Here is a 23,082-nt window from a genome sequence, read left to right as displayed (position 1 = left end):
CGATCAAGGGCAGCTCAACTACGTCTTGACCTCAAAGCGCAGGTAATCCGCGAGCCGTTTCGACTCGCTGACTTCGTCATGAGGCACCAGCAGGTACTTCCAGGGCTTGCTGCCGACGCTCGAAGCGTGATCGGAGGCGTTCACGCACCACCGCGCAGCGGCAGCGGCCTTAGCCTGCACCTCTTGAGTGTTGATGTCGGCGCGCGCCTTGGTCTCCACCATGAAGATGGTCGGGTCTGTCTCGGCCACGAAGTCGGGGATGTATTCCGGCTGCTCGGTGCCGAGCTTGTAGTAGATCTGGAACTGCCCCTTCGCGGGCTTGAGCCACTTCGTCGCGTCGCGCTCCAGGATGATGGCGAAGCGCCGCTCGGTGTCCGAATCGAACTTCTGCAGCGGATACAGACAACGCGCGAAGCCACCGAACAGCATCTGCTTGATGCGACTGGTCTCGGTCACTGTTGGCGCGCAACGAAAACTGACCATCTGGTCAGTTTTCAGCGAGCGGCAACACTCGGTGAAGATGATGGCCTTTCTGGCCGCGCCCAACCGATCCAGTTCGGCGAAGGCGCGAACCAGCGCGGTGAGCAGCGCCTTACCCTTGGCGTTGTCACGGATGTTGGTTGCCAGCGTTTTGAAGTGGCGAAGTTCCTCGATCTCCTGTGCGATGGCATCACGCTCGGAGCGGTTCGTTGCCTCTGTGCCCGGCTCTTGGTCCTCCCATTCGTCGGCGGTCTCGTCGAGCGACTCGTAGTCCTCGTCCAGTTCTTCGGCGAGATCGGGAACCACGGGAGCTTGATTCAGCACGCCCTGGAGACGCTTGGCCATTGTCTCCAACGCACCCGCAATTGCGTGCGTGCTGGAGGCAAGCAGCTTCCACAGCACGAGTGAAATCAGTTGGCGCTGCCCGTCGGGCAGGGCCTTGAGGTTTGGGCGGCGCAGATAGTCGGCGACGAGCCTGGAAAGTTCCTGCTCTTCGCCCGATGGCGTGAACTCCTCGACGATGGCCCTGCGTGCTGTGTACGAAACGTAGGGCTGAACCTGTTTGCGCAGGGTGCGCTTGCAGATGGGGGCCAGCCGGTCACGCAGGCTGCTGAAGGATTGCTCCCTGCCAGTGAACTGCGAGCGGAAGCTATCAAGGTCTCCGAACACGCGGTCATCGATGAAGCTGACCAGCCCATAGAGTTCGAGCAATGAGTTCTGCAACGGCGTCGCGGTCAGGAGCACCTTGGAGTGAACGCGCGACAGCGCCTCCTTGAGGGTCTTGGCGATGACGTTGCTGGTTTTGTAGACGTTGCGCAGGCGATGCGCTTCGTCGAGCACGACCAAGTCCCAGTCAATGCCCTTGACGTCGTCGGCCTTGGCCTTTGCGAACTGGTAGGAACAGATGATCGGGCCGGACGCGAACAGGAACGGATTCTGCCGCTCCTGCTTGCGGATCGCGTTGTAGTTTTTGGCTTCGAGGATCAGCCCTTGCAGGCCGAATTTGTCCTGCAGCTCCTGGTGCCACTGCTTACGCAGGTTCGCCGGAACAATGATGAGCATCTTCCGTCGCCGTTCGGCCCAGCGTTGGGAGATGACCAAACCGGCTTCGATGGTCTTGCCCAAACCAACCTCGTCGGCGAGGATCACGCCGCGTGAGAGCGGGTTGCGGCAAGCGAAGAGCGCGGCCTCGACTTGATGAGGATTCAGATCGACTTGCGAATCGACCAAGGTTGAGGCCAGCGACTCCACAGAGTCGCCCGCCGCGCGTCGGGTCAGCAGCCAGGCGAAGTACTGGCTCTGGTGCGGCGTCAGAAGCTGCTGTGTTGTCAACGGCGATCCCCCCCTTGTTCTTTTCCGAATGCGATTCGGTCGTTGACTTGGCGCACGCTCACTCGGCCTCCGGCTTCTTCTTGCTGATGCTTTCGGCGATCCAGCGATCCAGTTCTGAGCGGCGAAAGCGCCAGGTACCTCCAAGCTTGAACGCCGGAATCTCTCCTTTCTGGGCAAGGCGATAGACCGTCCGCTTCCCGGCTTTGAGGTAGGCCGCGACCTCCTCCAGCGTGAGGATTTCGCTCTCGACTTCAGTCATCCGGAAACCATCCGATTTGGCCTTTCGTAGCCTTGGATTGCCAAGTTTAGCCAATTCTACCAGGCCGCGGTAGGCGCTGGCCAACTCCGCGATCCGCGAAGCCTTGCGCAGTTGATGGCCAGTTCGACCTGGGAATCCGGTCATGCCGTAGTTCCCATTCCCTGCGGCGCAAAGCGAGAGCGCGGCACAGCATCTGGCCATCCGCATCAACGGGGAATGGCACGATGGGACAGACTAACCGCCGCGCATCCGCATGGCCTTCGCTGGCCGTGCTGCTGACCGTGTCGCTCTCGGCCCCGCAGCCCGCCATTGCCGACGACACCCCGGAGCGTGAGCAGCTCGCTGCGCTCGCGCGCCAGCTCGACCTGCTCGACCGACTGGCCGAGCACGCCACCACCACAGCGCCGCAGGCGCGCGCCCGCTACCACTTCGACTACGCCCGGCTGCGCGCCGACCTGAAGCGCGTGCGCACCGGTTTGCAGGACTTCCTCGTGCCCCAGCGCGCCCAGCCGCGCGATCCCGTTCCGCTGGCCGGCGACTACCTGCGCCGCGACGAACAGGAGGAGCCCTCGCCATGACCGCCGACCAGATCGCCGCCTTCCAGGCCAACGGTGGCTTTGCGCCCTCGGCGGTGTCCGTCGTGGTGCTCGGCTTCGTGTTCGCCGTGCTGCTGCTGTGGGGCGTGTGGGCCATGCGCACGGCCTACGTGGGCTGGGCCGAGAACCGCATCAACCAACGTCAGTTCCTGGGCGTCTGCATCCGCTTCGTCGCGATGTACCTGGTGCTGACCTTCTTCATCCTCTCCTGACCACCACGAAGGGCCATCGATCATGCACACGCCTCCGACTACTTTTCGCGTTCCCTCGCGCATCGCCGCGCTGCTGGCACCGCTGGTGCTCCTGGGGCTGCCGCCATCCGCGTTCGCGCAGGGCCTGCCGACCATGGAAGACCCTTCCCGTGGCCAGGGCAGCGGCCTCATGCAGACGCTGCAGAACTACGGCTACGACATCGTGATGCTGATCGCGCTGCTCGTGGTCGCCTCGATGTTCGTCGGCGTCTGCTACCACGCCTACACCCGCTACTCCGAGATTCACACGGGCCGTGCCACCTGGGGCCAGTTCGGGCTGACCGTCGCTGTGGGTGCGATCCTGTTGGTCGTCGGCATCTGGCTGCTGACCAAAGCCACCGGCGTGCTGTAAGGGCTGCACGCGATGGCCACCCCCGCGGAGACAGCGCGCGACGCGCTGGTGACGTTCCTGCCGCACCGGCTGAATCGCCAGCCGGTGGTCGTGCGCGGACTGACCGCCGATGAGCTGTGGATCTGCGCCGGCCTGTCGGCGGCCGCCGGGCTGGTGCTCGGCGTGCCCCTGGCCTGGCTGACGCGAAGCATTGCCATGGTGCCTACGCTGATCGTCGCGGGCATCGCGCTCGGCGTCTTCGTCGGCGGAGGCTTCCTGCGCAGCCAGAAGCGCGGCCGCCCTGACACTTGGCTGTACCGGCAGCTTCAGTGGCGGTTGACCTTGCGCTATCCGGTGCTCGCCGCTCACCTGGACGGGCGCCGTCTGGTCACCCGCACCGGCTGGTGGAGCACGCGGCGCACGGCCGATCGAGGTGCGGCATGAGCCGTTTCAGGAATGAGGTCGCGCACCTGCAGGCACACGTGAAGACGCTGCGCCTGGGCGGCGTGGCGCTGTTCGTGGTGGCGCTGCTGCTCGGCTTCGGCTGGTGGAGCGCGCCGCGCGATCTGACGATCCACGTGCCCCCCGACCTGCGCTCGGGCAGCGTGCGCAAGTGGTGGGACGTGCCGCCCGAGAGCGTGTATGCGTTCAGCTTCTACATCTGGCAGCAGGTGCAGCGCTGGCCCACCAACGGCGAGATCGACTACCCGCGCAACCTGCACGCGCTGTCGGCTTACCTCACGCCGAGCTGCCGGGCCTTTCTGGCACAGGACTACGAGTACCGTCGCTCGAGCGGCGAGCTGCGGCAGCGCGTGCGCGGCATCTACGAGATTCCCGGCCGCGGCTATGGCGACAGCCCCAGCACGCGCGTCAAGGCTGTCTCCGACCGCGATTGGATCGTCACGCTGGACGTGAGCGCCGACGAGTACCACGGCTCCGAGCAGGTCAAACGTGCTCTGGTGCGCTACGCCCTCAAGGTTGTGCGCATGGACGTCGATCCCGAGCGCAACCCCTTCGGCCTGGCGCTGGACTGCCATGCCCGCGCACCTCAGCGCATCGAGACGTCGCCGACGCCCGGCACCGCAGCCGGTCACTCGCAGGGAGACTCCCCATGAAACGCCATGCCTTGTCGGCCTTGGCCGGCGTCTTGCTGTGGCTTGCGCTCGCGCCGGCCCAGGCTGTGGAAATCCTGCGCTGGGAACGTCTGCCGCTGGCGGTGCCGCTGGTGGTCGGTCAGGAGCGGGTGATCTTCATCGACCGCAACGTGCGTGTCGGCGTACCGGACAGTGCGTCCGCACACCTGCGGGTGCAGAGCGCGGGCGGCGCGATCTACCTGCGGGCGGGCGAACCGTTGCCGCCGACGCGGCTGCAGTTGCAGGACGTGGAGTCCGGCGAGCTGATCCTACTCGACATCGCCGCCGAACCAGCGCAGGACGGACAGCCCCCGCTGGAGCCGGTGCGGATCGTGGACGCGGAGCGGTCGCCCGCCACGCGCTACGGCGGCGAGACGGCCAGCGCCACGGAAGCCGCCGCACCGGATCGGCCAGTGCGCAAGCGCGAAACACCCATCCCGGTCGTGCTGACGCGTTACGCCGCGCAGAACCTGTACGCGCCGTTGCGTACCGTCGAGCCGGTCGCCGGGATCGGCCGCGTGAACCTGCGCCGCGACCTCCCGCTGGACACCCTGCTGCCGACGCTGCCGGTGCAGGCGCGGGCCTTGGCCGCCTGGCGGCTCGAAGACCAGTGGGTGACGGCGGTGCGGCTCACCAACACGGCGGTGCACTGGCTGGACCTCGATCCGCGTGCGCTGCAGGGCGATTTCGTGGCGGCCACCTTCCAGCACCCGAACCTGGGCCCGGCCGGCCAGGCGGCCGACACCACCGTGGTCTACCTGGTCACGCGCGGCCGCGGTCTGGCCGAGGCGCTGCTTCCCAGGCTGAGCCCCATCGACGCCAGCGTGAACCTGCCGCCGTCCGGTGCCGCCGGCACGGCAGGAGGAGCGTCCGATGAAGAGTAACCCGCTGCTCAAGTGGCTGCTGATCCCCGTGATCCTGCTGCTGGTGTTCGTCGGCATCAAGCTGTTCTCCGGCCCCGCCGGCCAGCGGCCCGCGCTGTCGGGCACGGCCAACCCGCTCACGCCCGAGGAGATGAAGGCCCTGGGCATCGAGGGCGACACGCCGCGCGACACGGTGGCCACGCTGGTCGCGCAGGTGAAACAGTTGCGCACCGAGCTGCAGACCGCGCTGGGCGACAACCGGCAGCAGAAGGCCGAGAACGAGCGCCTGCGCACCCGCGAGAGCGCGATCGACCAGCGCATCCAGACCGCGCTCGAAAGCGAACGCAGCCGCTTGCAGCAGGAACGCGAGCAGGTGGCGAGCGAGAAGCAGCAGACGCAGGGGTTGCTGCAGGATCTGCAGCAGCGGCTCGATGGCCTCTCCGGCAAAGGCGGCCAGGTCGACCTGCCCGTCGGGCTGGGCCTGGAAGAAGGCGACGGCAAGCGCTTCGGCAGCAATGACGGCAGCGGCGCAGGCAACGGCACACATTGGGTCGAACCGGGCGATGCCAAGACCGATGCCCGCAACAGCAGCAAGGAACCGAGCTTTCCGCTGAGCTTCGGCCCGGCGCAGAAAACCCTGTCGGCCGCCGTGGAGTCCGTCGCCGATGCCGGCGGGCGTGCGGTGGTCGGCGCCGTGGGCGCGACCACGACGCCGTTCTACACGGTGCCGCGCAATGCAACGCTGATGGGTTCGGTGGCGATGACGGCGCTGATCGGCCGCGTGCCCATCGACGGCACGGTCAATGACCCGTACCCCTTCAAGGTGCTGATCGGCCCGGACAACCTGACGGCAAACGGCATCGACATCCCCGACGTGGCCGGCGCCGTGGTCAGCGGCACGGCCTCGGGCGACTGGACGCTTTCGTGCGTGCGCGGGCAAATCCGTTCGGTCACTTTCGTGTTCCACGACGGCACCATCCGCACCGTGCCCGAGGACGGCAACCGGGACCAGCGCGGCGGGCAAGCCAGCGCCAACAGCACGACGAGTGCCACGCAAGGCGGCCTCGGCTGGATCAGCGATCCCTACGGCATTCCCTGCGTCAGCGGCGAGCGGCGCAGCAACGCGCAGCAGTACCTCGGCAGCCAGGCGCTGATCACCGCGGCCGGCGCGGGCGCGGCCTCGCTCATCAAATCCGACAGCGGCAGCGTGGCCGTGGTCGCCAACGGCAACGGCTCGCTCGGTACGGTCGGCATCGGCGGCAACGAAGCGATGGGCCGCATCCTGGCCGGTGGCGTGCGCGATATGGCCGATTGGGTCAACAAGTTGTATGGCCAGGCCTTCGCGGCCGTCTACGTGCAGCCCGGCGCCAGGGTCGCCGTGCATCTGGAGCAGCCGCTCCACATCGACCACGACGCCCAGGGGCGTCGGGTGAACCACCGCATCGGAGAAGCCCATGCTTCGGACCTGGATTGACGCGACTGCCGTGCTGCTGGCGGCCGTCTTGCTCGGCGGCTGTGCGACCAGCAAGGAGAAGCTGCTGCCCCACGGCCACAACACCATGCTCGACATCTGGCAGCAGGAGACCGGCGGCGGCGAAGGCGGCGGCCCCATCGCACGGCAACTGCTCGACGCACGCCAGGGCCTGCGTCGGCCGTTGACCGAAGCCGACGTGCAGGCCGCGCCCGCCGTGCAGGAGCGCTACACGCGCACCGCGGGCAACGAAATCTACCGGCAGTTTCATCGCCTGCCGAATCCCGACCTGGTGATGTACGTGTACCCGCATCTGGCCGGCACCGACCCGGTGCCGGTGCCTGGCTACAGCACGGCGTTCCCGTTGTACCAGCGCGTGCAGTACGCAATGCCCGGCGAGCGGGTGGAGGACTATTGATGGCCTGGTCGCTGCCATGGCCGCGGAAGGCGGCCCCGTCGCCCGCCGCAGGGTCTCGTGCAGCCGACGCCTGGGAACGGCATTTGTCGACGCTGGCCGCACAGGGCATACCCGAGCCCGGCGGCGCGCTCGCCGGCCAGCGCCGGCCCGCGACCCAGGCCGACCACGACGCGCTCTACACCGTCGCGCCGTCGTTCGCGGACATGCTGCCGTGGGTCGAGTACCTGCCGGGCTCGAAGGCCATGCTGCTCGAAGACGGGCAGTCGGTGGCCGCGTTCTTCGAGCTGCTGCCGGTGGGCACTGAAGGCCGTGAGCTGGCTTGGCTGTGGCAGGCCCGCGATGCGCTGGAGAACGCCCTGCAGGACTCCTTCGACGAACTCGATGAGAACCCCTGGGTGGTGCAGCTCTATGCCCAGGACGAAGCCGATTGGAACCACTACCTGAGTAACTTGGCGGGCTACGTGCAGCCGCGTGCGCAGGGCAGCGCGTTCAGCGACTTCTACCTGCGCTTCTTCACCCATCACCTGCGGGCCATCGCCAAGCCGGGTGGCCTGTTCGAGGACACTACGGTGACGCGTCTGCCGTGGCGCGGCCAAGTCCGGCGCGTGCGCATGGTGGTCTATCGCCGCACGTCCGCGGCCGCGGCCACGCGGCGCGGCCAGTCGCCCGAGCAGGCGCTGACCACGATCTGCGACCGCCTCGCTGGCGGGCTGGCGAATGCCGGCGTGAAAGCCCGGCGTCTCGGCGCGGCGGACATCCACGCCTGGCTGCTGCGCTGGTTCAACCCGCATCCGACCCTGCTCGGCCCGAGCGCCGAAGACCGCGAGCGCTTCTATGCGCTGACCCGCTACCCCGACGAGCCCGAGGAGGGCGAAGTCGAACTCGCCAGCGGCACCGACTTCGCGCAGCGGCTGTTCTTCGGCCCGCCGCGCTCGGATGTCGAGCAGGGCCTGTGGTTCTTCGATGGGCTCCCGCATCGCGTCATCGTGATGGATCGCCTTCGCATGTCGCCGGCGACCGGACACCTGACGGGCGAGACGCGCAAGGGCGGCGACTCCATGAACGCGCTGTTCGACCAGATGCCGGAAGACACGGTGATGTGCCTGACCGTGGTGGCGACACCGCAGGACGTGCTGGAAAGCCATCTCAATCACCTGGCCAAGAAGGCCGTCGGCGAAACCCTGGCCTCCGAACAGACGCGTGCGGACGTGCAGCAGGCGCGCGGCCTGATCGGCAGCTCCCACAAGCTTTACCGTGGCGCACTGGCGTTCTACCTGCGTGGTCGAGATCAGGCCCAGCTCGACGCGCGCGGACTGCAGCTCGTCAACGTGATGCTCAACGCGGGCCTGCAGCCGGTGCGCGAGGAAGACGAGGTGGCGCCGCTGAACAGCTACTTGCGCTGGCTGCCCTGCGTCTACGACCCGGCCGCCGATAAGCGCGGGTGGTACACGCAGCTCATGTTCGCGCAGCACGCTGCGAACCTGGCGCCGGTCTGGGGCCGCAGCCAGGGCACAGGCCACCCCGGCATCACCTTCTTCAATCGCGGCGGCGGCACGATCAGCTTCGACCCACTGAACCGGCTCGACCGGCAGATGAATGCGCATCTGTTCTTGTTCGGTCCCACGGGTTCCGGCAAATCCGCGACCCTCAACAACCTGCTCAACCAGGTCACCGCCATCTACCGGCCGCGGCTGTTCATCGTCGAAGCGGGCAACTCGTTCGGGCTGTTTGGCGACTTCGCCGCGCGCCTTGGGCTCAGCGTCAACCGCGTGAAGCTCGCACCAGGCTCGGGCGTCAGCCTGGCCCCGTTTGCCGATGCCTGGCGCCTGGTCGACACGCCGGGCCAGGTGCAGACCCTCGACGCCGACGCGCTCGACGAGGACCGCGCCGAAACTGCTGCGGCGATGGACGGCGACGAGCAGCGCGACGTGCTCGGCGAGTTGGAGATCACGGCGCGGCTGATGATCACGGGCGGTGAAGAGCGCGAGGAAGCGCGCATGACGCGCGCCGACCGCAGCCTGATCCGCCAGTGCATCCTCGACGCGGCGCGGCGCTGCGTGGCCGAGCAACGCACGGTGCTCACGCGCGACGTGCGCGACGCGCTGCGCGAGCGCAGCCGCGATGCCACGCTGCCGGAGACCCGGCGGGCGCGGCTGCAGGAGATGGCGGACGCGATGGATATGTTCTGCCAGGGCGTGGACGGTGAGATGTTCGACCGTCCGGGAACACCGTGGCCCGAGGCGGACATCACGATCGTGGATCTCGCCACCTTCGCCCGCGAGGGCTACAACGCGCAGCTCTCCATTGCCTACATCTCGCTGATCAACACGGTGAACAACATCGCCGAGCGGGACCAGTACCTGGGCCGACCCATCGTCAATGTGACGGACGAAGGCCACATCATCACCAAGAACCCGCTGCTCTCGCCGTACATCGTCAAGATCACCAAGATGTGGCGCAAGCTCGGTGCCTGGTTCTGGCTGGCCACGCAAAACCTCGACGACTTGCCCAAGGCGGCCGAGCCCATGCTCAACATGATCGAGTGGTGGATCTGCCTGTCGATGCCGCCGGACGAGGTGGAGAAGGTCGCGCGTTTCCGCGAACTCAACGCTTCGCAGAAGGCGCTGATGCTGTCGGCGCGCAAGCAGGCCGGCGCCTTCTCGGAGGGCGTCATCCTCTCCAAGAGCATGGAAGTGCTGTTCCGCGCCGTGCCGCCCAGCCTCTACTTGGCGATGGCGATGACCGAGCCCGAGGAGAAGGCCGAACGCTTCCAGTTGATGCAGCAGCACGGCATCGGCGAGCTGGATGCCGCCTTCCGCGTGGCCGAGAAGATCGATCGTGCGCGGGGCATCGAGCCGCTGGCGCTGGATGCATTGGCCTGAATGAGGAACACCATGCGCCTGCCTTTGTTCACTCGACGCCATACCCTGATCGCGCTGCTGGTCGCGGCGGTGGGTGCCGCCGGGTGGTTGCTCCTGCGCACGCCCGATGAGGCCCCGGAGTTCATGCATCCGATCACGACCGTGCCCGAGCCACCGAAGCCGGCCGGGCCGCCGTGGCTGTACGGCCGCAGCGATGCCCGCTTCACGGTGGTCGGTTACGCCGACCTGGAGTGCCCGTACTGCCGGGCGTACTTCCCGACGCTGCAGCGCTGGATCGACGCCCACCGCGAGGTGAACTGGCAGTGGCATCACCTGCCGCTGTCCATGCACGAGCCTGCCGCGACCGCCGGGGCACGCCTGGCCGAGTGCGCGGGCGAGGTGGGCGGGCATGCCGCGTTCTGGCAGGCGGTGGCCTGGCTCTACGCGCACACCCGCGGCGACGGCCAGGGCCTGCCGGAGGGCCTGCGCTATCCCGACCTCACGCCAACGCTGCAGCAGTGCCTCGACAGCGAGCGGCCCGACGCCGTGATCCGCGCCCAGGCCGCGGAGGCGGCACGACAGAGCATTGCCGCCACGCCGGCCCTGCTACTGCGCGATCGCGACACTGGCAAGACCCTCCTGCTGCACGGCCCCTTGGACGGCGACGCCTTGCTCTCGGCGCTTGACCTGCTGGCTGCCGGCGACACGGCGAGCGCCGAGTCCTCACATCTCCCAGACATGCCCGCCAGCGTTGCTGGCGACATGCCCAGGTAGCCATCGATCTTCAAGGCTACGGCGCGGCTTGTCCGCGTTGATCGAAACCCGTTCGCATCGCATCCCTTGACGCGAACGGCCACTGCATCCGCGGTGGTGGATGCCCGCTCGTCACCTGTTTCATCCCCATCGTCCCCAGGAGGGTTTGCCCTCCAGGGGCAGGCGCCCTCCGATCTCATCCATTGGAGGTTCGCCATGTCTCTTGTCATCGCCGACTCCCGCCCGGAGTCGCTCGCCCTGATCGCCGCCCAGCACGAAGACTGGATCATCCGGCAGGCCATCACCCTGCTGGAGAACCGCGTGTTCAAGGCCGGTCCGGCGCTGGGCAGTCCCGCCGCCGTGCGCGACTACCTGCGCCTGAAACTGGTCGCGGAGCCGAACGAAATCTTCGCCGTCGTGTTTCTCGACAGCCAGCACCAGGTGCTCGCGTTTGAGCCGCTGTTCAAGGGCACGGTCGACCAGACTTCGGTGTATCCAAGGGTGGTTGTCCAGCGTGCGCTGACGCTCAACGCTTCGGCGCTGATCCTGGCGCATCAGCACCCCTCGGGGAACACCGAGCCCTCGGCCGCTGATCGTGCGATCACCGAGCGGCTGAAGAGCGCCCTGGCCACCGTCGATGTCCGGGTGCTGGATCACTTCATCGTCGGCAAGGGCAGTCCGTACTCGTTCGCCGAAGCCGGCTTGTTGTAGTCCGCAGGCGCCCCTTCCGGGGGCGCCTGTGCCTCTTGCCCATCTCCACAAGAACTGCTCTGGAAGGCTCCGGTTGCCACGTTCGCGATGCGCTCTGATGGTCACAATTTTCGGATGCTTGGAAAGCTTGTGGGATAGGCGGCTGAACCGGCCTATCCCTGTTGAGAAGCACGCCCATACGTGGAAGAAAATAGCAAATTTTCTAACGAGACTCCGCCTAAGACCGACGGGTGATAGGAGTGTGCTCGCTGGGCCAGACCGCCAGATCGTTAGTGCGACGCGGTTGAAGCGGGTATGCGGCCGCACGGCGTTGCCGGCGGGACTGCGCGACCGGCCAGCGACCAGCAAGCTGTTCGCATGGCTGGCCCAGACCCTCAACGGCGATATGTTTCCGCCTTCTTTGGTGAAAACGACACCGGCCGCTCACCACTTGACGCGGGTTGCGGAGTTCCTGGCGGCTGTCGATCCTGAAAGCGGGCAGCTCAGCTTCTTCCCCTACCAGTTCGAGGTGATTCCGATCGAGCTCATCAGCTCGATCTACGAGCAGTTCGCGCACGCTGAGCCGTGGACAGATGGAAAGCGCACAGAAGCGTTGCAAAACGGCGTGCACTACACGCGACTGTCCGTCGTCGTCTCGCTGATCCTCGATGAGGTCATGGATGGCCTATCTGGACGGGAGCGGTGCTGGATTTGACGTGCTGCTCCGGTGTCTTCCAGGCCGAAGCGTTGTGGCGCTTCGTTCATCTTCGCTCGCAAGGTCAGCCGTCCACGAGGGAGGTGATTCGCTCGACGCTCTACGGGCGAGTCTATGGCGTGGACATCAGCGAAGCCGCGATTTGCGTCGCTGCGTTCAGGCGTCCGCGCGCCCCTGCTTTAGTTGCGTGCCCTCGTGAACTGCTCGCTCCCGCACGCATTGAGGCGGCGTTCCGCCAAGCTGCGCTGCCACCGTCCGCTAAAGAGATCGGGTCGCACGGCGCAAGCGGTCGTGTATGGCCGCCCATGCCGGTTCGTCCGGCGGCAGCGCAATCAGCAAGACCTCGCAACTGGTGGCATCGGCCTCGTGCAAAGCCGCGTAAAGCGCGCGCGCATAGTCTTCGGACTGCGAGGGCATCGGCCAGAACTTCGCCACCGGCCAATTTGCGGGGCGCTGCGCAAGCAGCCCGGTACGCCGGCCTGGAAACGGCGCCTCGGCCAGCCCGGCCGGGATCCGGTAGCACGGCGTGCGCGGCGCGTAATGCGAGGCCAGGGCGCCTGGCACGCGAGGCGCTGCCGCAGCAACGGTGCCCGCAAGAAACAGGTGGCGCGCGAGCATATCGGTGGTGATGGCGCCGGGACGCAGAATGCGCGGATGTTCACGACTGAGATCGACGATGGTCGACTCGATGCCGACCAGGCAGGGGCCGCCATCGACCACCGCCGCGATCTTTCCGGCCAGGTGTCGCCGCACATGCGCCGCCGTGGTCGGACTGATTTGACCAAAAGGATTCGCGGATGGCGCGGCCAGGCCCCGACCGAACTGTCGCAAGACGGCCTGCGGTACCGGATGTGCCGGCACGCGTAGCGCGACGGTCGTTTGGCCGCCGGTCACCAGCGGCGAAACCGTTCGCGCGGCAGGCAGCACCAGGGTGAGCGGACCTGGCCAAAAGGCCGAAGCCAGCCGCCAGACCACCTCCGGTACCTCGGTGACCCAGTCCGACAGTTGCTCGGTGGCGGCGAGATGCACGATCAGCGGGTGATCGGCCGGGCGGCCTTTGGCGCGAAAGATCGCGCGCAAGGCATCGGGGTTGGTCGCATCGGCGGCCAACCCATAAACGGTCTCGAAAGGCAGCGCCACGAGTTCCCCCGCCCGCAGCAGGTTCACGGCGGTGGACAGATCGTCCGGGTGGGAAGTAAGTTGCAACATGATCAGGACTCCCGCATTTACCGCGCCATTTGGCCGTCGCCCTGCGGAACGAAGACCGCGCCGCGGGCGGCTTCCAGGACGGCGCGAACCTCCGGATGCTGGATGCGCCGTTCCGTGCTGATCAGCCAGAATGCCTCGCGCACCTCCTCCAGCCGCCCCACCTCGCTGACGCCGTAGCGCGCGCAGATCTCGTCCGAGAGGATCGCGGGCGCGGGGAAATAGCCTTCACCCGCCTGTGCAAAGACCTTCATCAGGGCGCTGTCATCGAACTCCCCGATGACCCGTGGGTACAGGCGTGACTCGCCCAGCCAGAGGTCGATCTCGCCCCGTACCGCCGCGTTCTGACCGGGCAGCAGCAGTGGCGCCCCGTTCAGACAGGCTGGAAAAGCCGCGCCGCGCCGCGCCAGCTCGGGCGCGGCAAAAAAGGCGACGGCACTTTCACCCAGCTTGCGGCTGTGGCCGCGGACCGCCAACCCTGCCGGCATCGGGCGATCGGCCAGCACCATCTCCAGCCGGTGCAGTGCCAATTCCCCGAGCAACCAGTCGATCGTGCCCTCGTGGCACACCAGCCGTATCGGCTTCTCCACCCTCTTCAGCGAAGCCAGCAACCGGTGTGTCAGCGACTTGGGGATCGCATCGGAAATACCGACGCGAAACGTAGCCATCGTCTGCTCCGGGATTGCGTTCGCCCGCAGCGAGGAGACCATCTCGTGACCCAGCGCGAAGATCTCGTCGGCGTAGGACAGCGCAACGCGCCCCGCCTCGGTGAGTTCGAGTCCGCGTCCGGCAGGCTTGAACAAGGCCGTTCCGAGGTCGTCCTCGAGCAGCTTGATTTGGGCGCTGACGGTTTGCGGCGTCAGATGCAACTTATTGGACGCCGCCGCCACACTCCCGGCGTGGGCCACCGCCCAGAAGTAGCGCAGGTGTTTGAGATTCATTATCTGCTATTCGCAACTTTTTACGAAGTGTCTGTGAATTATATTCGACTTTATATGATTCATCCAGACCGTCAAAATTCACCAGGTTACCTTCCGGGTAACAACAGGACGGGTCCTGCACGGCCTTTCGCGCCTCAGGCGCTCGTGGTGAGAAGCGTCCAGTGCCCGCCACCTACGCAGGGGATGAAGACATGCCGACCGAGTCCAGAAGCGCCTTCTTGCTCGTGCGCAGCGATGGGGATCTGGAGCGCGCCAGCGAAGATCTGGCCGCTTACCTGTCGATTCTGCGCCGCCGGTTGCCCGCCAGCGACGTTGAAACCGTGCAAGGCATCTGGATCGACGAAGAAGGCGTGGCGAACTTGCCGTGCGCGCTGGTTCTGCCGGATGCGGCCGGCGCGCGGCGAACCGTCCGTATCCTGGAGACAACAGGGATCAACGGGATCTGGATGCTGTGCTGGCTCGAGACGGCGGCAAGCGCCGTCTCCCGCGTCGACCTGGTGGCGGCGCTGTTGGACTGCTTCGGCCATGAAGACGCGACCACGCTCGCCGCACGCTTCATCCCGGTCTTCGCAGGCAATGCGCCCGACTCCAGCGTGAGCGCGGAGCTGCAGGTGCTCGAAGCACGCTACCCGGAACTCGTGCTGCCGCCGATCTACCAGGACGCCGGCGGCAGCCTGGTCCTGCCATCGGCGCAGCCGCACGATGAAGGAACGCCATCTTGAGCACCCTCGACCCCGTCCTGCTGTTCTTCCTGCTCGGCTTGGCCGCTGGCCTGCTGCGCTCGGAGCTGCGACTGCCCGCGGCCGTCTATGAACTGGTGAGCATGCTGCTGCTGCTCGCCATCGGCCTCAAGGGCGGCATCGAACTCGCCAGGCAACCCTTCGGTGACCTCGCGCTGCAAGCCCTCGCGGTCATGGCGATGGGCGTACTGTTGCCGCTGGTCGCCTTTCCGGTGCTGCGGTTCATGGGGCGTTTCCCCCGTGCGGACGCGGCATCCGTTGCCGCCCACTATGGCTCGGTGAGCGTCGGCACCTATGCCGTCGCCACCACCTATTTCGCCAGCCGGCAGATCGAGTTCGAGTCGCACATGCCGTTCCTGCTCGCCGTGCTGGAGATCCCGGCCATCCTGGTGGGGATCCTGCTGGCCCGCGGGTTCTCCCGTGACATGCGGATCGGCACGGTCGCGCATGAGGTGTTTCTGGGCAAGGGCATCGTGCTGCTCGTCGGCGGGCTGCTGATCGGCTGGGCCGCCGGCCCGGAGGGACTGACTTCCGTCAAGCCGCTGTTCTTCGATCTGTTCAAGGGCATCCTCGCGTTGTTCCTGCTGGAGATGGGGCTCATCGCGGCCGCCCAGTTCGGCAGTCTGCGGCAGCACGGTCCATTCCTCGTGCTGTTCGGTATCGGCATGCCGCTCGTCTCCTCCGTGGTGGGTATTGCGCTGGGATTGGGGCTCGGGCTGTCGCTGGGCGGCACGGCGATGCTGGGCATCCTGGCCGCGAGCGCCTCTTACATCGCCGTACCGGCGGCCATGCGCATCTCGGTGCCGGAAGCGAACCCGACGCTGTCGCTGGCCGCCTCATTGGGCGTCACTTTCCCGTTCAACGTCCTGGTCGGCATTCCGCTCTATCACGCCATGGCGACGCAAGCATTCGCCCTGACCGGAGGTCTCGGCTCATGAACAGCTCAACACGCAAACTGCTCACCATCATTACCGAATCGGCCCTGGAAAGGATATTGGTTGAGGAGATCGAGCGCTTGGGGGCGCACGGCTTCACCATCACCGACGCCCGCGGCAAGGGAAGTCGCGGGCCGCGCAACGCCGCCTGGGACGAAAGCAGCAACATCCGCATCGAAATCCTGTGCGACGCCGAGATCGCCGACGCCATCGCAAGGCATCTGCGGGCGCGCTACTACGACGATTACGGCATGGTGCTGTTCGTCAACGACGTGTCGGTACTGAGGCCGGAGAAGTTCTGATGCAGATAACGACAGGCGCCGCGATGTCCGCTGCACGCCCCTCGAAGGAGTGGTGGCTCCGGGCCGTAACGTGCGGCAAACGTCCGTCAACGGGGGAGAAATGGGTAGGCTGAACACTTCTGGATTGCTGACGCAAGCCGTTTCGAGCCTGCGAACCATTCGTACGCGCACCTGGCTGATATTGGGGGCCATCGTCGTGGTCATCACAGGCCTGATCGTCTGGGCCGGTATCGCGTTGCTGTCCTGGATGTGGGCGCAGGCGCCGGCCGCGACGGAAATGGGCAAACGCGCGGTCACCCAGGGTGCAACCAGGATCGAGCAGGTGGCGCCGGATCTGAAGGCGCAGGCCGAGCGTTGGCTGCCGGGCGTCAAGGAACAGGTCGACCGCTGGGTGCCAGGGCTCGGTGCCGAGCCGCCGGCGCGCGACGTCAGCGGCGCCGACCCCGGACCGGTCCCACGTTATCCCGGCCTGGTGCGCAGCCATTACGCGAGCGATGGCGGAACGATCGACGTGCACTACGCGGGACGCGCCGATTTCGACGCGGTGCTCGCGCACTATGTGCGGGGTTTTGCCGGCGCCGGCTACGTGCAGGAGGTGATCTCCGCCACACCCGATGCGGAACGGCACCGGTTCCAGCGCGGCGGCGAGTCCTTCGACCTGGCGTTGACGCGCCGTCCCGGCGGCGCGATCGAAGTCCGTCTGCAACAGCCGCGGCAATGATCCCAGGGACCCGGGCATGAAACGTGTCGTCCTGTTTCTCGCCACCAACCTGGCGGGCCGCGACAACATGATCGCGGCGCTGGAGCGTTTGAACAGCCTGCATCCGCAGCCGCTGCCCGCCAAGCTGGCGGCCTTCGGCATCGTCGGCGGACTCAAGTGCCTGTTCATGACCCATCCGCCGCTGGAGCAGCGCATCGCCGCGCTGAAGGCGGGCGCGGGACGCTGATGGAGACCGTCGCGCATTCCGCATCCGCCTCTACGCATGAACGACTGCGCACGTTCATCGAGCATCGCCGCGTGCAGGGCGCCATCATCGCCCTGATCCTGATCAACGCGGTGCTGCTCGGCCTGGAGACCTGGCCGGCCGCGATGGCGGTAGCCGGCGGCTTGATCGTTCACCTCGACCGCGCCATCCTGGCGGTGTTCGTGGTGGAGATCGGCCTGCGACTTTTCCTCTACCGCCGGGCCTTCTGGCGCGATCCCTGGAGCGTATTCGACTTCGTCGTCGTCGCCATCGCGCTGATGCCGGCCACCGGCCAGTTCGCCGTGCTGCGCGCCTTGCGCGTGCTGCGCGTGCTGCGGCTGCTGACCATGGTGCCCTCCATGCGGCGGGTGGTGGGCGCATTGCTGGGCGCGGTGCCGGGGTTGCTGTCCATCGGCCTGGTGTTGCTGATCGTCTATTACGTGTTCGCGGTGATCGCCACCAACCTGTTCGCCGCCGACTACCCGCAATGGTTCGGCCACCTCGGCCGCTCGTTCTACACCCTGTTCCAGATCATGACCCTGGAAAGCTGGTCGATGGGCATCGCCCGTCCGGTGATGGAAAACTTCCCTTATGCCTGGGCGTTCTTCGTGCCCTTCATTCTGGTGGCGACCTTCACCATGCTCAACCTGTTCATTGCCATCATCGTCAATGCCATGCAGAGCTTCACCGAGAAGGAGCAGCAGGAGACGGTCGCGGCGGTCGAACAGGCCCGCGAGCACATCGAAGCGGATCTGCATGCCGAAGTGCGTGCCATGCGCGAAGATATCCGCGAACTGAGGACGCTGTTGTCGCAACAGCCCGCCGCAAACGAAAAGTGAGCCCCGCCATGACCGACACCGCCGCCGCCTCTAAACCCGCCGCCAATCCGCTGATCGAACTGCTGATCACCCTGATCATCCCCTCGATCATCCTGATAAAGCTCTCCAGCCCGGAGGAGGATCTGGGCGTCCTCAACGCGCTGCTGCTGGCGCTGGCTTTCCCGCTCGCCTGGGGCGCGCGGGATTTGCTTACCCGGCGCAAGCTCAACCTGTTCGCCGCGCTGGGCCTGGTCAGCATCCTGCTCACCGGCGGCATCGGCCTGCTGCAACTGGACACGCAGTGGCTGGCGATCAAGGAAGCGGCGGTTCCCGGCCTGATCGGCCTGGCCGTGGTCGTCTCCGCCTATACCCGCAAGCCGCTGGTGCGGGTGCTGCTGTTCAGCCCGGCGTTGATGAACGTCGAGCGGATACAGCAGAACCTGGGCCAGCGCGGCACCGGCGACGTCTTCGAGGCCCGCCTGAAAGCGGCCACCTGGATGCTGGGCGCTTCCTTCTTCTTCTCCGCGGCGATGAACTACCTGCTCGCCACCTGGATCGTCGTCAGCCCGGCCGGCACCCCCGCCTTCAACGAAGAGCTGGGGCGGCTCACCCTGTTTAGCTATCCCATGATCGCGCTGCCCTCCATGTTGATCATGATGGCCGCGCTCTATTTCCTGGCGCGCTCCCTCCGCGAGTTGGCCGGACTGAAACTCACCGAAGCACTGAAAGGACACGCATGAACAGCAAACCTGAACGCGATGTGGAAAAAACCTACCCCCTGCCGGAGTTCATTGCGAAATTGCGGCGCCTGGCCGATGCGCTCGAACAGGGCGAACGCTTTGAAATCCAGATCGCGGGCGAAAGAATCTCGGTGCCGGTGCGGGCGGTCTGCAACATCGAACACGAACGGGAAGGCGAGTCGGAAGAAATCGAATTCCAGATCAGATGGAAGAACCCGCAATGAACCCCGAACAGCAGAAAGCCATCCTCGCCATCGCCCTCCACGCCGCCTTCGCCGACGGCGCCAAGCACGACCGCGAGCGCGAGGAAATCCGCCGCATCGCCGAGTCGCTGGGCGGCGAAGCGGGCGCGCCTGATCTCGCCCGCCTCTATCAGGACGTGCTGCTCAAGCGCATCAGCCTGGATGCCGCCGTTACCGCGTTGCAAGACCCCGGCGAGCACCCTGAAGGGCATGAACGCCAGCTGGCCTATGAAATGGCGGTGTGCGTGTGCGACGCCGACGGTCGCCAGAGCGAGGCCGAGCAGCGCTTCCTGAACGAGCTGAAAGCCCTGTTGAAGCTCGATGCGGGGCAGACCGCCGCCTTCGAGCGCGAGGCCGACGCCATTGTCGAGCTCAGCGAGGCCGCGGCCCCCGTAGCCGCGGCAGGCGCCGCCGCTGTAGCCGCCGCGCCCGGGCCGGTGGTGGCGGCGCAGCCGAACGTGTCCGAGGCGGAACTCGACAAGTCCATCCTCAACTACGCCTTGATGAACGGTGCGCTGGAACTACTGCCGCAGTCCTGGGCATCGATGGCCATCATCCCGCTGCAGATCAAGATGGTCTACGGCATCGGCAGCGCCCACGGCGTCCAGCTCGACCAGGGCCACATCAAGGAATTCATCGCCGCCGCCGGGGTCGGCCTCACCTCGCAATATCTGGAGCAGTTCGGCCGCAAGCTGCTGGGCGGCCTGCTCGGCAAGGCAGCGGGCAGGACCTTCGGCAAGGTGGGAAGCGCGGCCACCGGCATGGCGTTCTCCTTCGCCACCACCTACGCCCTGGGGCAGCTCGCCAAACGCTATTACGCCGGCGGCCGGGTGATGAATACGGTGATGCTTAAGGATACGTTCCAGAACCTGCTCGGCCCCGCCAAGCAGATGCAAACGCAATACCTGCCCCAGATCCAGCAACAGGCTGCAACGCTCGATATGGGGCGGGTCATGGCCATGGTGCGCGGGCGGTGATCGGCGATGCGGGTTTTCCCCACAGTGCGCGCATCTTTTGGTCAGACTTCTTGAGGCTTTGATTTCATGACGCTTACGGTTGTTGTTTTTCTGGTGCTGGGCCTGGTGCTGCTGGTGGCTGGCGCCGAGTTGCTGGTGCGCGGCGCCGCGCGCCTCGCGGCCCGTTTCGGGATTTCGCCGCTGGTGATCGGACTCACCGTGGTCGCCTTCGGCACCAGTTCGCCGGAGCTGGCGGTCAGCGTTCAGTCCGGTCTTTCGGGACAGGCAGACATCGCCGTCGGCAACATCGTTGGCAGCAACATCTTCAACGTGCTGGTGGTGCTCGGGCTTTCTGCGCTCATCGCGCCGCTGGTGGTTCAGCAGCAGCTCGTCCGCTTCGACGTGCCGCTGGTGATCGGTGTGTCGGTGCTGTTTTGGGTCATGGCGCTCGATGGCCGCATCGGCCTGTTCGATGGTCTGCTGCTCACGGCCGGCATCGTGGCTTATACGGTCTTCGCTATCCGCCAGAGTCGCCAGGAAAGCCCGGAAATACAGGCCGAATATGCGCGGGAGTTCGACGGCGGCGCGAGCGCATGGATCGACCGGTTGCCGGTCCAGATCGTCTTCATCGCCGCGGGCCTGGCGCTGCTCGTGCTCGGCGCCACCTGGCTGGTCGACAGCGCGGTGGCGATCGCGCACGCCTTCGGGGTGAGCGAGATCGTCATCGGCCTGACCATCGTCGCCGTCGGCACCAGCCTGCCCGAGCTGGCCACTTCCCTGGTGGCCGCGCTGCGCGGCGAGCGCGACATCGCCGTGGGCAACGTGATCGGCAGCAGCCTGTTCAATCTCCTGGCAATCGCCGGCATCGCCGCCTTGGTCACGCCCGGCGGGCTCGACGTGGCCGCCGCGCTGGTCCGCTTCGATCTGCCGGTGATGATCGCGGTGGCGCTCGCGTGCCTGCCCATCTTCGCCACCGGCCACCGGATCGCGCGCTGGGAGGGGGCGCTGTTCCTCGGCTATTACGCCGTCTATGTGTCGTACCTGATTCTTGCGGCCACGCAGCACATGGCACTGCCGGCGTACAGCGCCACCATGCTGGGCTTCGTGCTGCCGCTCACAGTCATCACGCTGATTGTGCTGCTGGCGCGCCATCGGACGCTGCCGACCGCTGCGGCGCCATGACCCGCGTTGTCTACGCCGGAACACGCATCGCCCTGCTCACCCAGCACGGCAAGGAGCGCGTGATTGCCTCGGTGCTCGACACAGCGCTCGGCTGCCAGGTGGAACGGGTCGGCGGCTACGACACCGATCTCCTCGGCACCTTCACCCGCGAGATCCCGCGCGCCGGCAAGCAGCTCGAGGCGGCGCGCAAGAAGGCGCGCCTCGGCATGGAGATGTCCGGACTTTCGCTCGGGCTCGCCAGCGAGGGCTCGTTCGGGCCGGACCCGATGGTGGGGATGTTCCCCTGGAACGTGGAGTTCCTCATCTTCATCGACGACGAGCAGGGGCTCGAGATCGTCGGTGTCGCGCAGGGCAAGGCGATCCACGCGCATCTTCTGACCGGCGACTGGACGGCGGCCGAGGCCTTCGCCCGGCAGGCGGCGTTTCCCGCGCACCATCTGGTCGTGCGCCCCGAGGGCGAGAACGACCCGCGCCTGCGCAAGGGGATCGCCGCCTGGGAGGAGCTTAAAGCCGCGTTCGCCTGGGCGCAGGCGCAATCGGCGAGCGGCCAGGTGTTCCTGGAGACCGACCTGCGGGCCCACGCCAACCCCACGCGCATGGAGATGATCCGGCTTGCGGCCGAGGACCTGGTCGCCAAGCTCGGCTCGCCCTGTCCGGCCTGCGGCGCGCCGGGGTTCTGGCTCGTCGAGCGCATTGCGGGCCTGCTCTGTGGCGACTGCGGCGCCCCGACCCGCGAGACCCGCGCCGAGGTGTACGGCTGCCTGAAGTGCGCGCATCGCGAAACGCGCGAGCGCCCCGAGCCGCAGTACGCCGATCCGGGGCGCTGCGATTACTGCAATCCATGAGATCCCATCAATGGCCACAGCACGCCTGACCCTCACCCGTCCCGACGACTGGCACCTGCACCTGCGCGACGGTGATGCACTGGCCGCGGTCCTGCCCGACACCGCGCGGCGGTTTGCGCGCGCCATGGTCATGCCCAATCTCGATCCACCCGTGCGCACGGTGGACGAGGCCCGCGCCTACCGCGCGCGCATCCTGGCAGCGCTGCCGGCGGGCATGGCCTTCGAGCCGTTGATGACGCTCTATCTCACCGACCACACCACGCCCGAAGAGATCCTGCGGGCCAGGGCGAGCGGTTTCGTGCACGCGGTGGGTGAAGCCTTTCTCGTTGGCGCAACAACCAACTCTTCATTTGGCGTCACCGATTTCGCGCGCTGCGACGCGGTGTTCGCGGCCATGGAGGAGACCGGTCTGCCGCTGCTGCTGCATGGCGAGGTGACCGATCCCGAGATCGACGTGTTCGACCGCGAGGCGGTGTTCATCGAGCGACATCTGCAGCGCATCATCGAGCGTTTTCCGCGCCTCAAGGTGGTACTGGAACACATCACCACGCGCGAGGTGGTCACGTTCGTCGAGCGGGCCGGCCCCAACGTGGCCGCCACCATCACTGCGCACCATTTATTGCTGAATCGCAACGCGATGTTCGCCGGCGGCATCCGCCCGCATGCCTACTGCCTGCCGGTATTGAAGCGCGAGCCGCACCGCCAGGTGCTGATTGCCGCCGCCACCAGCGGCAACCCGAAATTCTTCCTCGGCACCGACAGCGCCCCGCACCTGCGCCGCGCCAAGGAGTCGGCCTGCGGTTGCGCCGGCATCTACACCGCGCACGCCGCCATCGAACTGTATGCAGAGGCCTTCGAGCAGGCCGGCGCGCTCGACCGGCTGGAGGCGTTCGCCAGTTTCCACGGCCCCGATTTCTATGGGCTGCCGCGCAATACGGGGCGCATCACACTGGAGCGCCAGGACTGGACCGTGCCCGAGGAGCTGCGTTTCGGAAAGGAAACAGGCGTGCCGCTGCGCGCCGGGGAAACGATTGCGTGGCGGTTGGCAGAGTGAACT

Annotated in this window: 28 protein-coding genes; 24 read left to right on the top strand and 4 right to left on the bottom strand. The window is 66.7% G+C overall.

Annotated elements, in window-relative coordinates:
• Window positions 1–18: 18 nt before the first annotated feature.
• Both CDN99_RS08505 and CDN99_RS29795 read right to left on the bottom strand, forming a co-directional pair.
• A complete protein-coding gene (locus CDN99_RS08505) occupies window positions 19–1,812 on the bottom strand; it encodes a DEAD/DEAH box helicase (protein WP_243720287.1) in 1,794 nt (597 codons plus the stop codon).
• Window positions 1,813–1,870: 58 nt separating this feature from the next.
• The gene (locus CDN99_RS29795; protein WP_425599796.1) at window positions 1,871–2,215 is read right to left on the bottom strand and encodes a helix-turn-helix domain-containing protein; all 345 of its coding nucleotides are present in this window, start codon (window positions 2,213–2,215) and stop codon (window positions 1,871–1,873) included.
• Window positions 2,216–2,295: 80 nt separating this feature from the next.
• On the opposite strand from CDN99_RS29795, the gene CDN99_RS08495 reads away from it, so the two are divergent.
• From CDN99_RS08495 to CDN99_RS08440, 12 genes are all read left to right on the top strand, one after another.
• Window positions 2,296–2,649 carry an integrative conjugative element protein, RAQPRD family gene (locus tag CDN99_RS08495; RefSeq protein WP_033470532.1) on the top strand — a complete coding sequence of 118 codons (354 nt, stop codon included), beginning with the start codon at window positions 2,296–2,298 and terminating at the stop codon, window positions 2,647–2,649.
• Window positions 2,646–2,879 (top strand): TIGR03758 family integrating conjugative element protein, encoded by a 234-nt coding sequence (locus CDN99_RS08490; protein WP_033470529.1) that lies wholly within the window; start codon window positions 2,646–2,648, stop codon window positions 2,877–2,879. The genes CDN99_RS08495 and CDN99_RS08490 overlap by 4 nt, the downstream gene beginning before the upstream one ends.
• A gap of 22 nt (window positions 2,880–2,901) precedes the next feature.
• The gene (locus CDN99_RS08485; protein WP_042928657.1) at window positions 2,902–3,270 is read left to right on the top strand and encodes a TIGR03745 family integrating conjugative element membrane protein; all 369 of its coding nucleotides are present in this window, start codon (window positions 2,902–2,904) and stop codon (window positions 3,268–3,270) included.
• A gap of 12 nt (window positions 3,271–3,282) precedes the next feature.
• Window positions 3,283–3,693 carry a TIGR03750 family conjugal transfer protein gene (locus tag CDN99_RS08480; protein ID WP_033470523.1) on the top strand — a complete coding sequence of 137 codons (411 nt, stop codon included), beginning with the start codon at window positions 3,283–3,285 and terminating at the stop codon, window positions 3,691–3,693.
• Entirely contained in the window at window positions 3,690–4,364 is a 675-nt protein-coding gene (locus CDN99_RS08475) for a PFL_4703 family integrating conjugative element protein (protein ID WP_088384480.1), read from the top strand. Before CDN99_RS08480 ends, CDN99_RS08475 begins: the two co-directional genes overlap by 4 nt.
• On the top strand, window positions 4,361–5,266 hold the full coding sequence (locus CDN99_RS08470) for a TIGR03749 family integrating conjugative element protein (RefSeq protein ID WP_033470518.1): 906 nt from the start codon (window positions 4,361–4,363) through the stop codon (window positions 5,264–5,266). The genes CDN99_RS08475 and CDN99_RS08470 overlap by 4 nt, the downstream gene beginning before the upstream one ends.
• Window positions 5,256–6,719, top strand: a complete 1,464-nt coding sequence (locus tag CDN99_RS08465) for a TIGR03752 family integrating conjugative element protein (protein ID WP_033470516.1) — start codon at window positions 5,256–5,258, stop codon at window positions 6,717–6,719. The genes CDN99_RS08470 and CDN99_RS08465 overlap by 11 nt, the downstream gene beginning before the upstream one ends.
• Window positions 6,700–7,134 (top strand): TIGR03751 family conjugal transfer lipoprotein, encoded by a 435-nt coding sequence (locus CDN99_RS08460; protein ID WP_033470513.1) that lies wholly within the window; start codon window positions 6,700–6,702, stop codon window positions 7,132–7,134. The genes CDN99_RS08465 and CDN99_RS08460 overlap by 20 nt, the downstream gene beginning before the upstream one ends.
• Window positions 7,134–10,016 carry a conjugative transfer ATPase gene (locus CDN99_RS08455; protein ID WP_033470510.1) on the top strand — a complete coding sequence of 961 codons (2,883 nt, stop codon included), beginning with the start codon at window positions 7,134–7,136 and terminating at the stop codon, window positions 10,014–10,016. Before CDN99_RS08460 ends, CDN99_RS08455 begins: the two co-directional genes overlap by 1 nt.
• 12 nt (window positions 10,017–10,028) lie before the next feature.
• Entirely contained in the window at window positions 10,029–10,769 is a 741-nt protein-coding gene (locus CDN99_RS08450; RefSeq protein ID WP_033470507.1) for a DsbA family protein, read from the top strand.
• A 195-nt stretch (window positions 10,770–10,964) separates the two neighbouring features.
• Complete coding sequence (gene radC / locus CDN99_RS08445; protein ID WP_033470504.1) at window positions 10,965–11,459, top strand: RadC family protein; 495 nt, start codon at window positions 10,965–10,967, stop codon at window positions 11,457–11,459.
• Window positions 11,460–11,742: 283 nt separating this feature from the next.
• A complete protein-coding gene (locus tag CDN99_RS08440; RefSeq protein WP_229659165.1) occupies window positions 11,743–12,153 on the top strand; it encodes a hypothetical protein in 411 nt (136 codons plus the stop codon).
• A gap of 258 nt (window positions 12,154–12,411) precedes the next feature.
• Here the strand turns inward: CDN99_RS08440 and CDN99_RS08435 are convergent, their stop codons facing one another.
• A complete protein-coding gene (locus CDN99_RS08435; RefSeq protein WP_033470498.1) occupies window positions 12,412–13,362 on the bottom strand; it encodes an L-threonylcarbamoyladenylate synthase in 951 nt (316 codons plus the stop codon).
• Between the two features lie 17 nt (window positions 13,363–13,379).
• Complete coding sequence (gene nhaR / locus CDN99_RS08430) at window positions 13,380–14,300, bottom strand: transcriptional activator NhaR (protein ID WP_050485079.1); 921 nt, start codon at window positions 14,298–14,300, stop codon at window positions 13,380–13,382.
• Between the two features lie 161 nt (window positions 14,301–14,461).
• Here nhaR and CDN99_RS08425 point away from each other — a divergent pair, with 161 nt between their 5' ends.
• From CDN99_RS08425 to pyrC, 12 genes are all read left to right on the top strand, one after another.
• Window positions 14,462–15,022: a hypothetical protein gene (locus CDN99_RS08425; protein ID WP_141100704.1), complete on the top strand. Its 561-nt coding sequence runs from the start codon at window positions 14,462–14,464 to the stop codon at window positions 15,020–15,022.
• A complete protein-coding gene (locus tag CDN99_RS08420; protein ID WP_033470491.1) occupies window positions 15,019–15,978 on the top strand; it encodes a sodium-dependent bicarbonate transport family permease in 960 nt (319 codons plus the stop codon). The genes CDN99_RS08425 and CDN99_RS08420 overlap by 4 nt, the downstream gene beginning before the upstream one ends.
• Complete coding sequence (locus tag CDN99_RS08415) at window positions 15,975–16,277, top strand: P-II family nitrogen regulator (RefSeq protein ID WP_033470490.1); 303 nt, start codon at window positions 15,975–15,977, stop codon at window positions 16,275–16,277. The genes CDN99_RS08420 and CDN99_RS08415 overlap by 4 nt, the downstream gene beginning before the upstream one ends.
• Before the next feature lie 124 nt (window positions 16,278–16,401).
• On the top strand, window positions 16,402–16,998 hold the full coding sequence (locus CDN99_RS08410) for a hypothetical protein (RefSeq protein WP_050485078.1): 597 nt from the start codon (window positions 16,402–16,404) through the stop codon (window positions 16,996–16,998).
• Between the two features lie 16 nt (window positions 16,999–17,014).
• Window positions 17,015–17,224: a M48 family metallopeptidase gene (locus CDN99_RS08405; protein ID WP_033470488.1), complete on the top strand. Its 210-nt coding sequence runs from the start codon at window positions 17,015–17,017 to the stop codon at window positions 17,222–17,224.
• Window positions 17,224–18,081: an ion transporter gene (locus CDN99_RS08400; RefSeq protein WP_033470486.1), complete on the top strand. Its 858-nt coding sequence runs from the start codon at window positions 17,224–17,226 to the stop codon at window positions 18,079–18,081. The genes CDN99_RS08405 and CDN99_RS08400 overlap by 1 nt, the downstream gene beginning before the upstream one ends.
• A gap of 8 nt (window positions 18,082–18,089) precedes the next feature.
• On the top strand, window positions 18,090–18,800 hold the full coding sequence (locus CDN99_RS08395) for a VC0807 family protein (protein WP_088384478.1): 711 nt from the start codon (window positions 18,090–18,092) through the stop codon (window positions 18,798–18,800).
• On the top strand, window positions 18,797–19,024 hold the full coding sequence (locus CDN99_RS08390; RefSeq protein ID WP_042928639.1) for an amphi-Trp domain-containing protein: 228 nt from the start codon (window positions 18,797–18,799) through the stop codon (window positions 19,022–19,024). Before CDN99_RS08395 ends, CDN99_RS08390 begins: the two co-directional genes overlap by 4 nt.
• Complete coding sequence (locus tag CDN99_RS08385) at window positions 19,021–20,019, top strand: YcjF family protein (RefSeq protein ID WP_033470479.1); 999 nt, start codon at window positions 19,021–19,023, stop codon at window positions 20,017–20,019. The genes CDN99_RS08390 and CDN99_RS08385 overlap by 4 nt, the downstream gene beginning before the upstream one ends.
• A 66-nt stretch (window positions 20,020–20,085) precedes the next feature.
• The gene (locus CDN99_RS08380; RefSeq protein ID WP_042928637.1) at window positions 20,086–21,180 is read left to right on the top strand and encodes a calcium/sodium antiporter; all 1,095 of its coding nucleotides are present in this window, start codon (window positions 20,086–20,088) and stop codon (window positions 21,178–21,180) included.
• The gene (locus CDN99_RS08375) at window positions 21,177–22,025 is read left to right on the top strand and encodes a DUF6671 family protein (protein ID WP_042928636.1); all 849 of its coding nucleotides are present in this window, start codon (window positions 21,177–21,179) and stop codon (window positions 22,023–22,025) included. Before CDN99_RS08380 ends, CDN99_RS08375 begins: the two co-directional genes overlap by 4 nt.
• 10 nt (window positions 22,026–22,035) lie before the next feature.
• Window positions 22,036–23,079 (top strand): dihydroorotase, encoded by a 1,044-nt coding sequence (gene pyrC / locus CDN99_RS08370; RefSeq protein WP_033470473.1) that lies wholly within the window; start codon window positions 22,036–22,038, stop codon window positions 23,077–23,079.
• The last annotated feature ends 3 nt before the right edge of the window (window positions 23,080–23,082 follow it).

Origin of the sequence: Roseateles aquatilis (genome assembly GCF_002205645.1) — a bacterium.
GTDB lineage: Bacteria > Pseudomonadota > Gammaproteobacteria > Burkholderiales > Burkholderiaceae_C > Roseateles > Roseateles aquatilis.
Note: the sequence above shows the minus strand (reverse complement) of the source record. Positions and strands in the feature narration are given on the sequence as shown.